The 15361-nt window shown below is 74.3% G+C and carries 11 protein-coding genes; 9 read left to right on the plus strand and 2 right to left on the minus strand.

Features of this window, described 5'->3' with window-relative positions; translation table 11 throughout:
- Window positions 1-49: 49 nt before the first annotated feature.
- The 8 genes from ACFVGS_RS00300 to ACFVGS_RS00335 all read left to right on the plus strand — a co-directional run bounded on the left by ACFVGS_RS00300 (window position 50) and on the right by ACFVGS_RS00335 (window position 9379).
- On the plus strand, window positions 50-2095 hold the full coding sequence (locus ACFVGS_RS00300; protein ID WP_385688835.1) for a bifunctional aldolase/short-chain dehydrogenase: 2046 nt from the start codon (window positions 50-52) through the stop codon (window positions 2093-2095).
- Window positions 2092-3600 (plus strand): rhamnulokinase family protein, encoded by a 1509-nt coding sequence (locus ACFVGS_RS00305; protein ID WP_385688837.1) that lies wholly within the window; start codon window positions 2092-2094, stop codon window positions 3598-3600. The genes ACFVGS_RS00300 and ACFVGS_RS00305 overlap by 4 nt, the downstream gene beginning before the upstream one ends.
- Window positions 3600-4331 (plus strand): (Fe-S)-binding protein, encoded by a 732-nt coding sequence (locus ACFVGS_RS00310; RefSeq protein WP_385688840.1) that lies wholly within the window; start codon window positions 3600-3602, stop codon window positions 4329-4331. The genes ACFVGS_RS00305 and ACFVGS_RS00310 overlap by 1 nt, the downstream gene beginning before the upstream one ends.
- Window positions 4328-5746: a lactate utilization protein B gene (locus ACFVGS_RS00315; protein ID WP_385688842.1), complete on the plus strand. Its 1419-nt coding sequence runs from the start codon at window positions 4328-4330 to the stop codon at window positions 5744-5746. The genes ACFVGS_RS00310 and ACFVGS_RS00315 overlap by 4 nt, the downstream gene beginning before the upstream one ends.
- Window positions 5743-6486 (plus strand): lactate utilization protein C, encoded by a 744-nt coding sequence (locus ACFVGS_RS00320; RefSeq protein WP_385688845.1) that lies wholly within the window; start codon window positions 5743-5745, stop codon window positions 6484-6486. The genes ACFVGS_RS00315 and ACFVGS_RS00320 overlap by 4 nt, the downstream gene beginning before the upstream one ends.
- Window positions 6487-6491: 5 nt before the next feature.
- A complete protein-coding gene (locus ACFVGS_RS00325) occupies window positions 6492-7661 on the plus strand; it encodes a Gfo/Idh/MocA family protein (RefSeq protein WP_385688847.1) in 1170 nt (389 codons plus the stop codon).
- The gene (locus ACFVGS_RS00330; RefSeq protein ID WP_385688849.1) at window positions 7658-8569 is read left to right on the plus strand and encodes a PmoA family protein; all 912 of its coding nucleotides are present in this window, start codon (window positions 7658-7660) and stop codon (window positions 8567-8569) included. Before ACFVGS_RS00325 ends, ACFVGS_RS00330 begins: the two co-directional genes overlap by 4 nt.
- Window positions 8570-8647: 78 nt before the next feature.
- Window positions 8648-9379, plus strand: coding sequence for a rhamnogalacturonan acetylesterase (locus tag ACFVGS_RS00335; protein ID WP_385688852.1), 732 nt, complete (start codon window positions 8648-8650; stop codon window positions 9377-9379).
- Between the two features lie 23 nt (window positions 9380-9402).
- Here the strand turns inward: ACFVGS_RS00335 and ACFVGS_RS00340 are convergent, their stop codons facing one another.
- Entirely contained in the window at window positions 9403-11082 is a 1680-nt protein-coding gene (locus tag ACFVGS_RS00340; RefSeq protein ID WP_385688855.1) for a rhamnogalacturonan lyase B N-terminal domain-containing protein, read from the minus strand.
- A 264-nt stretch (window positions 11083-11346) separates the two neighbouring features.
- Between ACFVGS_RS00340 and ACFVGS_RS00345 the strand changes: the two genes are divergently transcribed.
- Window positions 11347-14229, plus strand: coding sequence for a glycoside hydrolase family 2 TIM barrel-domain containing protein (locus tag ACFVGS_RS00345; RefSeq protein WP_385688857.1), 2883 nt, complete (start codon window positions 11347-11349; stop codon window positions 14227-14229).
- A 72-nt stretch (window positions 14230-14301) separates the two neighbouring features.
- Here ACFVGS_RS00345 and ACFVGS_RS00350 read toward each other — a convergent pair whose 3' ends face one another.
- The gene (locus ACFVGS_RS00350; RefSeq protein WP_385689487.1) at window positions 14302-15354 is read right to left on the minus strand and encodes a rhamnogalacturonan acetylesterase; all 1053 of its coding nucleotides are present in this window, start codon (window positions 15352-15354) and stop codon (window positions 14302-14304) included.
- Window positions 15355-15361 lie beyond the last annotated feature (7 nt).

Here is a 15361-nt window from a genome sequence, read left to right on the forward strand (position 1 = left end):
GCCCCGCCCGGTCCCGCACGCCTTCGCCCTCGCATCCCCAAGGAACGCCATGGCCTCCGCCACTCCCCCCGAAGTCGCCGCACTCCTGGAGCGCGCCCACCGCCTCGGCGCGGATCCCCGCACCACCAACTACGCGGGCGGCAACGCCTCCGCCAAGGGCGTCGTCACCGACCCCGTGACGGGCGGCGAGACCACGCTCATGTGGGTCAAGGGGTCCGGCGGCGACCTGGGCACCCTCACCGAGGAAGGGCTCGCGGTCCTGTGCCTCGACCGGCTCCGCGCGCTCACCGCGGTCTACCCGGGCGTCGAGCGCGAGGACAAGATGGTCGCCGCCTTCGACCACTGTCTGTACGGCAAGGGCGGCGCCGCGCCCTCCATCGACACCGCCATGCACGGCCTGGTGGACGCGGCGCACGTCGACCACCTCCACCCGGACGCCGGGATCGCCCTGGCCTGCGCCGCCGACGGCGAGAAACTGACGGCCGACTGCTTCGGCGACACCGTCGTATGGGTGCCGTGGCGCCGCCCCGGCTTCCAGCTCGGCCTGGACATCGCCGCCGTGCAGGCGGCGAACCCACGGGCGATCGGCTGCGTCCTCGGCGGCCACGGGATCACCGCCTGGGGCGCGACCTCCGACGAGTGCGAGCGCAACGCGCTGCACATCGTCCGCACCGCCGAGGCCTTCCTCGCCGAGCGCGGCCGGCCGGAGCCCTTCGGGCCGGTCGTCGAGGGGTACGCGACGCTGCCGGCCGCCGAACGCCGGGAGCGGGCCGCCGCCCTCGCCCCGTACGTGCGGGCACTGGCGTCCCAGGACCACCCGCAGGTCGGGCACTTCACCGACACCGACGTCGTCCTCGACTTCGTCTCCCGCGCCGAGCACCCCAGGCTCGCGGCCCTCGGCACCTCCTGCCCCGACCACTTCCTGCGGACCAAGGTGCGGCCGCTCGTCCTGGACCTGCCCGCCGACGCGTCCCTGTCGGACGCCGTCGCCCGGCTGCGGGAGCTGCACGCCGCCTACCGGGAGGAGTACACGGCGTACTACGCGCGGCACGCGACGGCCGGCTCTCCCCCGATGCGCGGCGCGGACCCGGCGATCGTGCTGGTGCCCGGCGTCGGCATGTTCTCCTTCGGCCGGGACGCGCAGACCGCGCGGGTCGCGGGCGAGTTCTACGTCAACGCGATCCACGTGATGCGCGGGGCGGAGGCGGTCTCCTCGTACGCGCCGATCGACGAGGCGGAGAAGTTCCGCATCGAGTACTGGGACCTGGAGGAGGCGAAGCTGCGGCGGATGCCGGCGCCGAAGCCGCTCGCGGCCCGGATCGCGCTGGTGACGGGCGCGGGCAGCGGGATCGGGCGGGCGATCGCGCACCGGCTGGCCGCCGAGGGGGCCTGTGTGGTCGTCGCCGACCTCGACGGCGGGAAGGCGGCCGCGGTGGCCGGGGAACTCGGCGGTCCCGACCGGGCGGTGGCGGTCACCGTGGACGTCACGTCCGAGGAGGCGATCGTCGCGGCGTTCCGGGACGCCCTGCTCGCCTTCGGCGGGGTGGACCTGGTCGTCAACAACGCGGGCCTCTCGATCTCCAAGCCCCTCCTGGAGACCACGGCGCGGGACTGGGACCTCCAGCACGACGTCATGGCGCGCGGTTCCTTCCTGGTCTCCCGTGAGGCGGCGCGGGTGATGACCGTGCAGGGCCTCGGCGGCGACATCGTGTACATCGCCTCGAAGAACGCGGTCTTCGCCGGTCCGGACAACATCGCCTACTCCGCGACGAAGGCCGACCAGGCCCATCAGGTCCGGCTCCTCGCCGCCGAGCTGGGCGAGCACGGGATCCGCGTCAACGGCGTCAACCCGGACGGCGTGGTGCGCGGCTCGGGCATCTTCGCGGGCGGCTGGGGCGCGCAGCGGGCGGCCACGTACGGGGTCGCGGAGGAGGATCTGGGGGCGTTCTACGCCCGGCGCACGCTGCTCAAGCGGGAGGTGCTTCCGGAGCACGTGGCGGCCGCCGTGTTCGCGCTGACCGGTGGCGACCTCACGCACACCACCGGACTGCTCGTGCCGGTCGACGCCGGCGTCGCCGCCGCGTTCCTGCGATGAGCGGGGCCGGGAACGCCCGCCGCGAGGGCGTGTTCGCCGCCGCCGATCTCGGCGCCACCAGCGGCCGGGTGATGCTGGGCCGGGTCGGGCCGGGCGCACTCGGCCTGGAAGAGGTCCGCCGCTTTCCCAACTCGCCGGTCCGGCTGCCCGACGGCGGTCTGCGCTGGGACGTCCTCGCGCTCTTCCAGGGCGTCCTGGACGGGCTGCGGTCGGCGGCGCGGGCGGCGGCGGGGCGGGTCGACTCGGTCGGCGTGGACGGCTGGGCGGTGGACTACGGGCTCCTGGACGCGGACGGCGAGCTGCTCGGCGCCCCGTACCACTACCGCGACGGGCGGACCGACGGCGTCGCCGCGGAGGTGTGGGAGCGGGTCGGAGGTCCGGGCGAGCTGTTCCGGGTCACGGGTCTGCAGCACCTGCCCTTCAACACCGTCTTCCAGCTCGCCGCGGCAAACGGGTCCGCACAGCTCGCCGCCGCCCGCCGCCTGCTGCTCGTCCCGGACCTGATGGTGCGCTGGCTGACCGGTTCGGTCGGCGCCGAGGAGACGAACGCGTCCACCACGGGGCTCTTCGACGCCCGCGCGGGGACCTGGTCGCAGACGCTGCTCCGGCGGCTCGGGCTCGAACCCGGACTGCTGCCGCCGCTGCGCGCACCGGGCGACCCGGCCGGCCGGATCCTGCCGTACGTCTCCGCGTACACCGGCCTCGACGCCGCGACGCCGGTGACGACGGTGGCCTCCCACGACACGGCATCGGCCGTCGCCGCCGTACCCGCCACGGCGCCGGACTTCGCGTACATCTCGTGCGGCACCTGGTCGCTGGCCGGTCTCGAACTGCCGGTCCCGGTGCTGACGGAGGAGGCCAGGGCCGCGAACTTCACCAACGAGCGGGGCGTCGACGGCACGATCCGGTTCCTGCGGAACACCATGGGCCTGTGGCTGTGGGAGGAGTGCCGCAGGACCTGGGCGGCGCAAGGACGGCCCGCCGCGCACGAGGAACTGCTGGCCGAGGCCGGGCGGGCCGAGCCGTTCGTCTCGTTCGTGGACACGGACGCGCCGGAGTTCCTGCCGCCCGGCGACATGCCGGACCGGATCCGGGCGTACTGCCGCCGGACCGGCCAGCCGGTGCCGGAGGACCGCGGGGCGGTGCTCCGGTGCGTCCTGGAGAGCCTGGCCCTCGCCCACCGGCGCACGCTGCGCGAGGCCGCCGCCCTGGCGGGCCGGGACATCGGCCGGATCCATCTGGTGGGCGGCGCGGCCCGGAACGGGCTGCTGTGCCGGCTCACCGCGGACGCGACCGGTCTGCCCGTCGTGGCGGGGCCCGTCGAGGCCGCCGCCCTGGGCAACGTCCTGGTCCAGGCCCGGGCGGCGGGGCTGGTCGGCGACCTGCCGTCGATGCGGGCACTCGTCGCGCGGACCCAGCCCCTGGAACACTACGCACCGGAAGGCGACGGCGCGGTCTGGGACCGGGCCGCCGCCCGGCTCGAACCGTCTCCGAGGAACCACTGATGCGTGTCGCTCTCTTCGTCACCTGCCTCAACGACGCCGTCTTCCCGGCGACGGCGGTGGCCACGGTCCGGCTGCTCGAACGCCTGGGCGTGCGGGTGGACTTTCCCGCCGCCCAGAGCTGTTGCGGCCAGCCGCAGTTCAACACGGGATACCGGGCGCTGACCGCTCCCCTGGTGCGGCGCACGGTGCGCGCCTTCGAAGGGTACGAACACGTCGTGACGCCGTCCGGATCGTGCGCGGCCATGGTGCGGACGCACTACGGGCAGTTCGGCCCGCGGGCGGCGGAACTCGGCCCGCGGACGTACGAGCTGACGGAGTTCCTGGTCGACGTGCTGGGCGTCACCGACGTCGGCGCGTACTTCCCGCACAAGGTGACCTACCACCCGTCCTGTCACGGGCTGCGGCTGCTCGGGCTCGGCGACCGGCCGCGCCGGCTGCTCCAGGCGGTCAAGGGCCTGGAACTCGTCGACCTGCCCGGGGCGGAGGAGTGCTGCGGCTTCGGAGGCACGTTCGCGGTCAAGAACCCGGACGTGTCGGCGGCGATGGGCGCCGACAAGATCCGCAGCGCCGTGTCGACCGGGGCCGGGGTGCTGTGCGGGGCCGACAGCTCCTGTCTGATGCACCTGGGCGGGATGCTGAGACGGCAGTCGGCGCCCCTGCGGGAGCTGCACCTGGCGGAGATCCTCGCCAGCACGGAAGAGGAGCCCTGGCGAGAGGAGTCGGGACGATGAGCGGGGTCTTCGTCGGCATGCCGGCGTTCCCGGAGGCGGCGCGGTCGGCCGTGGGCGACGCCACACTGCGGTCGAACCTGCGGCACGCCACCCACACGATCCGCGACAAGCGGGCCCGGGCCGTCGCCGAGCTCGACGACTGGGCCGACCTGCGCGAGGCCGGCCGGCGGATCAAGGACCACACCCTGCGCCACCTCGACCGCCATCTGCTCCGGCTGGAGGAGGCGGTGACCGCCGCGGGCGGCACGGTGCACTGGGCGGCGGACGCCGCCGAGGCCAACCGGATCGTCGCCGACCTCGTCAGGGCGACCGGCGAGACGGAGGTCGTCAAGGTCAAGTCGATGGCCACGCAGGAGATCGGTCTCAACGAGGCCCTCGCGGCCGAGGGCATCCGCGCCTACGAGACCGACCTCGCCGAGCTCATCGTGCAGCTCGGCGACGACCGGCCCTCCCACATCCTGGTCCCCGCGATCCACCGCAACCGGGGCGAGATCCGCGACGTCTTCCGCTCGGAGATGGCGGCATGGGGCCGCCCGGCCCCGGACGACCTCACCGACACGCCCGCCGAACTCGCCGAGGCCGCCCGCCTCCACCTCCGGGAGAAGTTCCTGCGCGCGAAGGTCGGCATCTCGGGCGCCAACTTCATGGTCGCCGAGACCGGCACGCTCGTCGTCGTCGAGTCCGAGGGCAACGGACGGATGTGCCTCACCCTCCCCGAGACGCTGATCTCGGTCGTCGGCATCGAGAAGGTCGTGCCCACCTGGCGGGACCTGGAGGTCTTCCTGCAGACCCTGCCCCGCTCCTCGACCGCCGAACGGATGAACCCGTACACCTCCATGTGGACCGGCACCACCGACGACGACGGGCCGCGGACCTTCCACCTCGTCCTGCTGGACGCCGGCCGCACCGACGTCCTCGCCGACGAGGTCGGCCGCCAGGCGCTGCGCTGCATCCGCTGCTCCGCCTGCCTCAACGTCTGCCCCGTCTACGAGCGGGCCGGCGGCCACGCCTACGGCTCCGTCTATCCCGGACCGATCGGCGCGATCCTCACGCCCCAGCTGCGCGGTACGGCGAGCGAGCTCGACGCCTCGCTGCCCTACGCCTCCTCGCTGTGCGGAGCGTGTTACGAGGTCTGCCCCGTCGCCATCGACATCCCCGAGGTCCTCGTCCACCTCCGCGAACGCGTCGCCGAGCGGGGCGGGCCCGGCCACCGCCGGGAGCGGGCGGCGATGAAGGCGGCCGGCTGGGTCCTCGACCACCCGTCGGTCCTCGCCGCCGGCGAGCGGCTCGCCGCCCGCACCCGCGCCCTCCACCCGAAGAACCCGCCGGGCGCCCGCGCCTGGACCGAGACCCGCGACCTGCCCGAGCTCCCCGCGGAACCGTTCCGCGACTGGTGGAGGAAGAACCGCACATGACCACCCCGCCTCCCTCGTCCTCCCCGTCCCCCTCGTCGTCCCCGTCCCCCTCGTCGTCCCCGTCTCCCTCGTCTCCTGGGTCTTCGTCTTCCCGGGAGCGTGTCCTCGCCCGGATCCGTGCCGCGGTCGCCGGCGCCGGCGAGGTACCGGACGTGCCCCGCGACTACCTCACGCGCCATGTCCCGGACGACCCCGCGGCCCTGCTCGACCTGCTCCACGAGAACCTCGCCGACTACCGCGCCCACGTGCACCGGACCGTGGAAGACGGGCTCCCGGAGCTGATCGGCCGGGTGCTCGGCCGGCGCGGGGCCCGCAGCATCGCCGTACCGCCCGGGCTGCCCGGGCAGTGGCTGGCCGCCACGGCCGTCGAGCGGCGGTACGACGAGCCCCGGCTCGGCCCGTACGAGCTCGACGCCACCGACGCCGTCGTCACCGGCTGCGCGCTGGCGGTCGCCGAGACGGGCACGATCGTGCTCGACGGCGGCCCCGGGCAGGGGCGACGGGCGCTCACCCTCGTGCCGGACCTCCACGTGTGCGTGGTACGGGCGCCGGAGCAGGTGGTGGCCTCGGTGCCGCTCGCGCTGCCCCGCCTCGATCCGACGCGGCCGCTCACCTGGATCTCCGGGCCTTCGGCGACGAGCGACATCGAGCTGGACCGGGTCGAGGGGGTCCACGGCCCCCGCACCCTCGAGGTGATCCTCGTGACGGGTCGGGCGAACGACGACGAAGGGAAGGGATGAAGCCCTTGCATGCGATACGCGCACACGAACCCCTGCCCGTCGTCCTCGCGGGGGCGCGCGGCCACGGCCGCAGTCATCTGCTCAACATCCACCGGCTCGAAGGGCTCGGTCTCGTCCGCCTCGCCGGGGTGTGCGAGCTGCGTCCGCTCGACGCGGCCGAGCTGGACGGGATCGGAAGTCCCGCCCAGTCCGCGGACTTCGAGGCGCTGCTGGCCTCCACCGGTGCCCGGATCGTCGTGCTCAGCACTCCGATCCAGACCCATGCCGACATGGCCCTCACCGCCGCCCGGCACGGTGCGCACGTCCTCCTGGAGAAGCCGCCCGTGCCTTCGTACGCCGAGTTCCGCCGGCTGGTCGACGGGCTCGGCGCCGTCGGCGCGGCATGCCAGATCGGCTTCCAGTCGCTCGGCTCGCACGCCGTGCCCGCGATCCGCCGGATGGTCGAGGAGGGGGCGATCGGCGAGCTCGTCGGGGTCGGCGCGGCCGGGGCCTGGGTCCGCGACGAGGCCTACTTCCGGCGCGCGCCGTGGGCGGGCCGCCGTCGGCTGGACGGCGCCGACGTCGTCGACGGGGCGCTCACCAACCCGCTCGCCCACGCGGTCGCGACCGCGCTCGCCCTCGCGGGCGCCGACCGGAGCGAGGACGTCGAGCGCGTGGAGACCGAACTCCTGCGGGCGAACGCCGTCGAGTCCGACGACACCTCGGCCGTGCGGATCACGACCGCGGCCGGCGCCCGGGTCACCGTGGCGGCGACGCTCTGCGCCGAGCGGGCGGCGGAGCCGTACGTCGTCGTGCACGGCACCCGCGGCCGCATCACCTTCCGGTACCTGCGGGACCGGGTCGTCGTGCGACGGGACGGGCGGGACCCGGTGGAGACCGCGTACGGACGCACCGACCTCCTGGAGAACCTGGTCGCACACGTCACCGGTGACGAGCCGCTGTGGGTGCCGCCGGAGGCGACCGGAGCCTTCATGCGGGTCGTCGAGGCGGTGCGCACCGCCCCCGAGCCCACCGAACTCCCCCCGGCGCTCTGGCACTTCGAGCCCGGTGAGAGCGCGCGGCGCAGGGTCGTCGACGGGATCGACGCCCTGGTCGACGCGAGCGCCGAATCCCTGAGCCTCTATTCCGAACTCGGTGCCCCCTGGGCGCCTCGGCTCCGGACGGAGGCCGGGTGACGTCCTCGGGCGCCGTCGCCGTCCTGCGCTGCGGCGGGCGGAGCGTCGCCCGCTACCTCACGCGCCCCGCGCTCGCCCCCGGCCACGCGCCGCGGCCGTATCTGCATCCCGTGACCACGCCGGCGGGGCGGACGGTGACCGAGGCGCGGCCGGCGGACCATCCGCACCATCTCGGGGCCGGTGTCGCCGTCCCTGACGTCGCCGTGGTGGCGGATGCCTCCGTGACCTATGTCGCCGGACACGATCCGGCCGGTCAGGATCCGGCCTCGTACGACTTCTGGGGCGGGCCGTCCTTCGTCCGCGGCCGGGGTTACGTCGAGCTCGGCCGCCACGGCGTCCAGCGGCACGACGGCTTCAAGCTCTGCGACCCGGACGGCTTCGTGGCGGAGCTGAGCTGGACGGCGGCCGGCGAGCGATGGCTCCGCGAGTACCGGACGGTGGCGGCCACGTGCCTCACCGGTTCGGCGTGGGCGCTCGACCTCACCTTCTCGCTCACCAACGTCTCGGGGCGCGGCCTGTCGCTCGGCAGCCCCGCCACCAACGGCCGCCCGGGTGCCGCGTACGGCGGCTTCTTCTGGCGCGCGCCCAAGGAGGCGGCGGCCCCGGTGGCGTTCGGTCCGGCGGGCGACGGCGAGGAGGCGCTGCACGGTGCCCGCGCCGACTGGGTGGCCCTCGCGGGCGCGGGCTGGACGCTGGTGTTCGCCGGGGCCACCGAGGAGACCCGGCGCGATCCGTGGTTCGTGCGGGCCGCCGAGTACCCGGCCGTCGGCTCGTCCCTCGCCCATGACGCCAGGCTCCCCCTGGCGGCCGGCGAGAGCGTCGTACGGCGGGTGGTCACCGTCGTCGCCGACGGCCGGCTCGGCCGGGAGGAGGCGGCGGCCCTCGTCCGCAGGGCGGTGGCCGCGTGAGGGCGTGACGCGTGATGCCGGGCACGACCCCGTACCCATCCCCTTCATCCCATCCCATCCTGAGAGAAGAGAGTGACGATGTCCGGCCGTGACGCCGAAGTCCCCCGCCCGCGCGCCCTGTTCATCGCCGGGGACTCCACCGCCTCGCAGAAGTACGCCGACGCGGCCCCGGAGACCGGCTGGGGCATGGCGCTGCCGTTCTTCCTGGACGGGAGCACGGAGGTCGTCAACCACGCGGTCAACGGGCGCAGCACGAGGACCTTCCTCGACGAGGGCCGGTTCGACGCGGTCCTCGCGGCGATCCGCGCGGGCGACCTGCTCCTCGTCCAGTTCGGCCACAACGACCAGTCCGACGACCCGAACCGGCAGACGGATCCCTGGAGCGTGTACCAGGACAACCTGCGGACGTACGTGGAGGGGGCGAGGTCCCGGGGCGCGGTGCCGGTCCTCGCCACCTCCGTGGAGCGGCGGCAGTTCGACGCGTCCGGCACCGCGCTGCGCACGCTCGGGGCGTACCCGGAGGCGATGCGCGAGGTGGCGAAGGAGACGGGCGTGCCGCTGCTCGACATCGAGGACGCGTCGCTGGCCCTGTGGCAGGAGCTCGGCCCCGAGACCACGAAGGAGTACTTCCACTGGACCGCGACGGCGCGGGACAACACGCACTTCAACCCGCCCGGCGCGATCGCGGTGGCCCGGCTCGTCGCGCGGGCGCTCCTCCGCGCGGAGCTCCTCGCGCCCGGCGAGGTGCGCCGCCTGGACGACGCGGTCCCCGCCGGGTGGATCACCTGGCCGGAGGCCGAGGACGTCTGACGTGCGGACGGCGGGTCATCGCGTCACGCGAGCAGGTCGACGCAGTCGACCGAGGTGCCGGGGCTGAGGAAGCCGGTGCCGGTCGAGCCGCTGACGACGTTCAGCCGCAGCACGTTGTACTGGCTCGGGTCCGTCTTCCAGGCGCTCGCCGGGACGACGTACGTGAAGGTGTGGTTGTTGCCGCGGTAGGAGCCGTTGGTGAGGGAGCGGGTCGACGGCTGGGCGGGCGGTGAGGGGATCGCCGAGACCCAGTCGTTGACCGTGACCCGGGGCCGTCCGTTGAGGAAGGCCGTGGTGACCCCGATGCGCAGGGTGTGTGCGGCGGCGGCCTGGGCGGCGGTCAGCCTGAAGTAGACGAGGACGCCGTCGTTGACGTCCTTCCAGAGGTAGCAGGGGAAGGACGACCGCACGTCGGTGCCGTCGAGGACGACGTTGCCGGTCCAGGGGGCGGCGCGGACGTCGGCGGGGTGGGCGTACGTCATGAGGGCGGCGTTCTTGAAGCCGGCCGGTGTGCCGTTCCAGTCGCCGATCCGCCAGATCGCGGGCGCGGTGCTCGGGTCGCCGGTCAGGGTGATCGTGTGGAGCGCGGTGGCCGTGCCCGCGGTGACCGTCACCGTCCCGGTGTGGACGGCGAGTTCACCCTTGTAGACGGTGAGGGTGTACGTGCCGGGGAGCATGCCGCGGCAGGAGAAGGCTCCCGTGCCGGCGGCCGCGCGGGTCCAGTACTGGGCGTCGGCGTTGGCGAAGCCGACCGTGTACGGGTGGGCCGGGTCCATGCCGGCGAGCCCGACGCCCGCGACCCGGCCTCGCCCCGCGGCGCCGACCCATCCGGTGATGCCGAGGCCGTCCACCCAGGAGGTGTCGTGGTGGGCGGCGAACAGCGACGGGTCGGGCGTTCCGCCGTCGGTGAAGGCGAGGACGTACGGGCCCTGGAGGCCGAAGCGCATGGCCTCCGTCTGCGACTGGTTGTAGTGGAGGATCTCGTAGAGGCCGACGCCGAGTTCGTTGGAGTGGCGCAGCAGGGAGCGGTAGAAGGGACCGCCGGAGGCCTTCTCGTGGTTGGAGCGCACCATCCAGAGGCCGACGGTCCCGGTGGTGTATCCGATGTGGTCGTAGTCCATGACGCGCAGCCCCGAGTAGTGCTTGGAACGGGTCCCGCCGTCGGACCGCTGCCAGACGTCGCCGGCCTCGATGACGGTGTCCGCGCCCTCGACCCAGGAGTCGGGGCCCTCGTTGGGGAAGACACCCGGCCTGAGGCGGACGATGTAGCGGGTGGCGGTGAAGGACGTGTCGGCCTTGTCGGTCCACAGGTAGACGTTGTTCAGTCCGGCGCGGGCGGCGTAGTAGTGGCGCAGCGTGCCGTGGACGACGGTGACGAGGACGGTGGAGCCGGCCTGCCGCAGGGTCACGCTGGAGGAGCCGAGGCCGGACTCGACGTGCGAGTGCTTGCCGCCGTAGCCCTCGTACTCCTTGCCCTTGTAGAGGAGGGAGGTGAGGTCGCCGGTGGACTTGGAGACCTTGAAGACGAGGCCGGCACCGGTGTCGACGACGTAATGGGTGCCGTCGTCGCTCCAGCCGAACGAGGCGGCGGCGGCGCCCGCGGGGGCGGGTCCGCCGGTGGCGGCGAGGGCGGTGCCGGCCGCTGCCGCGCCGAGGAGGGTGCGGCGGCGGAGCGGGTGCGACGGGGTGTCGTACGGGTTCACGGGTGCGGCTCCTTCGACGGTGTGGGGGTGAGGCGCCCGTAGGTCGCCGCCGCGCGGCGAAAGGTTGCCGCCTGGAGAAAAACGATTCAAGAACCGTCCAGGCGGGGCGAGAAGAGTCCAAGGGTCCGAGGCCCGGCCGGGGTTGTGCGCGGCGGGACGGCGCGGTGGGATGGGAGCCGGAGCCACGCGGCACACGCCTCGGCCGGAAGCCGGCGCTCCCCCTTCCCGTCTCCCCGCCCCCTTCCCGTCTCCCGCAGGAGGACCATGTCCGCGCTGCCCTGGTACGAAGACGTCTCCCCCGGCCGCGGCACGCTTCCGCCCCGTGCCTGGTACGCCCGTTCCGACGCCGCCGTCCTCTCCCTGAACGGCGAGTGGGCCTTCCGTCTCTCGCCCGCCGCCGACAGCCACGACGACTCCTTCGCCGCCCCGGACTTCGACGCGAGCGGCTGGGACCGGATCGCCGTGCCGGGCCACTGGGTCCTCCAGGGCAAGGACGGCGTGTACGGGCGGCCGGCCTACACCAACGTGGTCTATCCCTTCCCCGTCGACCCGCCGCACGTCCCCTCCGAGAACCCCACCGGCGACCACCTGCGCCGCTTCGACCTGCCCGGGGACCGGCCGGCGACGGGCGGAGCCGTCCTCCGCTTCGACGGCGTGGAGTCCTGTGCCCGGGTCTGGCTCAACGGCACGGAGCTCGGCGACTTCAAGGGCTCCCGGCTGGCCCACGAGTTCGCCGTGGGGCGGCTGCTGCGCGCACGGGACAACGTGCTCGCGGTCCGCGTCCACCAGTGGTCCTCGGGCTCCTACCTGGAGGACCAGGACCAGTGGTGGCTGCCGGGGATCTTCCGGGACGTCGCGCTCCTGCACCGGCCGGAGGGCGCGCCCGCCGACTTCTTCGTCCACGCCTCGTACGACCACGCCGGGGGCACGGGCGGCCTGCGCGTCGACTGCGACGTGCCCGGCCGGGTGACGGTGCCGGAGCTGGGTCTCGACCTGGCGACCGGCGAGACGGCGACGGTGCCGGTCGAGCCGTGGAGCGCCGAGGTGCCCCGCCTGTACGAGGGCGAGCTGGCCGCCGGCGGGGAGCGCATCGCGCTGCGGATCGGCTTCCGCTCGGTGTGCGTCGAGGACGGGGTGCTGAAGGCCAACGGGCGGCGCGTCCTCTTCCGGGGCGTGAACCGGCACGAGTTCCATCCGGAGCGCGGGCGGAGCCTGGAGCTCGCGACGATGCGCGAGGACGTGGAACTGATGAAGCGCCACAACGTCAACGCCGTCCGCACCTCGCACTATCCGCCGCATCCGGCCTTCCTCGACCTGTGCGACGAGTACGGCCTGTGGGTGATCGACGAGGGCGACCTGGAGACCCACGGGTTCGAGGAGCTCGCGTGGCGGGGCAATCCGGTGGACGACGCGCGCTGGACGCCGGCGCTGCTCGACCGGGCGGCCCGGCTCGTCGAGCGGGACAAGAACCGTCCGTCGGTGATCATGTGGTCGCTGGGCAACGAGTGCGGCACCGGCGCCGGTCTGACCGCGATGGCGCGGTGGATCCGCGAGCGGGACCCGTCCCGGCCCGTGCACTACGAGGGCGACCGCTCGTGCCGCGACACCGATGTCTACTCACGGATGTACCCGCCGCACGCCGAGGTCGACGAGATCGGCCGGCGCGCCGACGGGGGCCCGGCGGCGCGCCGCGCACTGCCCTTCGTCCTCTGCGAGTACGCCCACGCGATGGGCAACGGGCCGGGCGGACTCTCCGAGTACCAGCGGCTGTTCGAGACCTACGAGCGGTGCCAGGGCGGCTTCGTGTGGGAGTGGATCGACCACGGCCTGGTCCACCCGGAGTACGGCTACGGCTACGGCGGCGACTTCGGCGAGGAGCTGCACGACGGGAACTTCGTGTGCGACGGGCTGCTCTTCCCGGACCGTACGCCGTCGCCGGGTCTGCTGGAGTACAAGAAGGTGATCGAGCCGGTCCGGATCGTGGCCGGGGAGGAGCCGGGCACGGTCTCGGTCACCAACGGCCACGACGTCGCCGGTCTCGCGCACCTCGCCTTCACCTGGTCTTTCGGGGCCGACGGCGAGACGGTCGCCCAGGGCCCGCTGGACGTGCCGACGCTGCCCGCCGGCCGGAGCGCGGTGGTGCGGCTGCCGGAGCCGCCCGCCCATCCGGCCGGGGCGGAGACGGTGTGGACCGTACGGGCGGTGCTCGCCCGCGACACCGCGTGGGCGTCCGCCGGTCACGAGGTCGCCTGGGGCCAGGTCCTGGCCTCGGCGCCGCCGGCCCGGCCACTGCCTCCGACGGGCGCGCGGCCGGCCGGGGCGGCGGACCGGATCACCCTCGGGCCCGGTGTGTTCGACGCCCGCACCGGCGAGCCGCTGGCCTTCGGCGCCGTGCCCGTCACGGGCCTGCGGCTCGACGTCTGGCGGGCGCCGACGGACAACGACGAGGGCGCGCCCTGGCAGCCGGACGTGCGCAGCGCACCGTCGTGGCGCGCGCTCGGCCTGCACCGGATGCGGCACCGCACCGACGAGGTGCGCGTCGGGGCGGACTCCCTCACGGTGCGGTCGCGCGTGGCACCCGCGGGACGGGACCTCGGGCTCTCCGTCACCTACCGGTGGACCTCCGACGGCACCGCGCTGGGCCTCGTCGTCGACGTCGTTCCGGACGGCGGGTGGACGGTGCCGCTCCCCCGGCTCGGCGTCCGGCTCGGCCTGCCGGCCGCCCTCGACCGGGTGGTCTGGTACGGGGGCGGGCCCGGCGAGGCGTACCCGGACACGCGGGCGGCCGCCCGGCTCGGCCGCTGGGAGTCGACGGTGGCCGGTCTCCAGACCCCGTACGTGCGTCCGCAGGAGAACGGGGCGCGGATCGACACCCGCCGGCTGGAGCTGACCGGCGGGACCGGAGGCGTACGGGTCGACGGCGCCCCGGCGTTCTGGTTCACGGCCCGCCGCTGGACGACGGAACAGCTGGACGCGGCCGCCCACCGCACCGACCTGGTGCCGGGCGACCTCCTCTGGCTGCACCTGGACCACGCCCAGCACGGCATCGGATCCCAGTCCTGCGGCCCGGGCGTGCTCCCGGAACACCGCCTGTCCGCCGCGCCCGCCTCCTTCTCGTTCACCTTCACGGCGAGCCCCGGGGCGTGACCGCCAGGACCGCCCGACCCGCCGCCGTCCGGCACGTCAGCCGGCCGGCGGCGGGCGCAGGCGGTGCCTCGGTCAGCGGAAGAGGCGTTCCGGGACGATGCCGCGGACCCGCAGTTCCTCGGCGACGAGGGCCGCGTACTCCGTGGCTCCGCGTACCGAGGTGTGGGTGTTGTCCCGCTTCTCCGCCGTGAGGTAGAGCGCCTTGGAGGCCTCGGGCCCCAGCGCTTCGACCCTCGCCTTGGTGAGGGCCGTGAGGTCGACGAGCGGGGTTCCGAGCTCGGCGGCGAGGGCGCGGATCTCGGCGGGATGGTCGACGCCGAGGCCGTTGACGAGCAGGGCGATGCCGATGTTCAGGGTGCCGTCGGCACTGAACCAGCGCCGGACGATCGGCGTGACGAGGACCGGTTCGCCGCCCCGGGCCCGGACCCGCTCGACCAGGGTGGTGAGATTGGCCCGGTAGGTGACGGCGTCGGTCTGCTTGTCGTTGTGGGCGAGCTGGATCAGGACGGGGTCGCCGGGACGGATCGCGGCCTCGACGCGGTCGAAGAGCGCCGGGTCGGCGAGGAAGGTGACGGTGCTCTCGCCGGAGTCGGCGTGGTTGGCGACCGCGATCCCGCGCCGCAGGTGCGCGGGGAGCATCTGGCCCCAGCCGGTGTAGGGCGCGGCCGGCTGGTCGCAGACGGTCGAGTCACCGACGAGGAACAGCCGCGGGGCGGCCGGCGCGGGGGTGATCCGCACCGAGGTCACACGCGGCGCGGCCCCGCCGACGACCAGGTCGAGCCCGGGGCTTCCGACGGTGCCGGTGGGCTCGCCCTCGGGATCGCGGACGTCGACGGTGAACGAGCGCCGGACCCGCTCCCCCGCCCCGGTGACGGTCTGGGCGAGCAGGGCCCGCCGGGTCTCGCCGGAGATCGCGGTCGCCCCGGCGGTCTCTCCGCCGAGGGTCACGGTGACGTCGTACGTGCCGGGGGCGACGTCGAAGTGGCAGGCGAGCCCTTCGGCGGCCGTGGGGGCGCAGTGGTCGAGCCCCTGGCCGAGAGACCCGTCGGCGTGGGCGGCCGGTGCGGCGGCGAGCACACCGGCCAGGGTCGCCGACGCGACGACAAGAACGGTCCTTCTCATCATCATCCTC

This window comes from Streptomyces sp. NPDC127114, assembly GCF_042677525.1.
Lineage (GTDB): Bacteria > Actinomycetota > Actinomycetes > Streptomycetales > Streptomycetaceae > Streptomyces.